1 protein-coding gene is annotated in these 506 nt (G+C 74.5%); it reads left to right on the top strand.

Going from position 1 to position 506, the window contains the following annotated elements; translation table 11 throughout:
* Positions 1-506 (top strand): glycosyltransferase (locus B2X67_RS20705; protein WP_286786656.1); only part of this gene is annotated, 506 nt, incomplete at both ends.

Genomic DNA, 506 nt, shown 5'->3' with positions numbered 1-506 from the left:
CTGATCAACGCCTACCGCGCCCTGCGCAGCAGCCCGCGCAACGCACGCTTCTGCACCATTTCCGCGGCCAATGCGCGGGCCTGGGCCGAGCTGCTGCCCGACTGCGCGGTGATTCCCAACGGCATCGACCTGGCGCACTGGTCGCCGCGCGGCGAGCCCGGCGAGCACGCGTTCTGGTTCGGCCGGCTGGTGCCGGACAAGGGCGCGCACCTGGCCATCGACGCGGCCCGGCTCGCCGGCGTGCCGCTGCGCCTGGCCGGGCACGCGGTCGATCCGGACTATTTCGCCGAACAGATCGCGCCGCGCCTGGGCGACGGCGTCGAATACCTCGGCCACCTGCCGCGCGAGGTCCTGGTCGAGGAGCTGGCGCGGGCCTCGGTGGCGCTGGTCACGCCGTGCTGGGAAGAACCCTTCGGCCTGGTGGTCGCCGAGGCGCTGGCCTGCGGCACGCCGGTGGCCGCGTTCGACCGTGGCGCGCTGGCCGACCTCCTCGACGAGGCCACCGG

It is taken from the genome of Pseudomonas sp. UBA3153, from assembly GCF_002364635.1.
GTDB lineage: Bacteria > Pseudomonadota > Gammaproteobacteria > Pseudomonadales > Pseudomonadaceae > Pseudomonas_O > Pseudomonas_O kuykendallii.
Note: the sequence above shows the minus strand (reverse complement) of the source record. Positions and strands in the feature narration are given on the sequence as shown.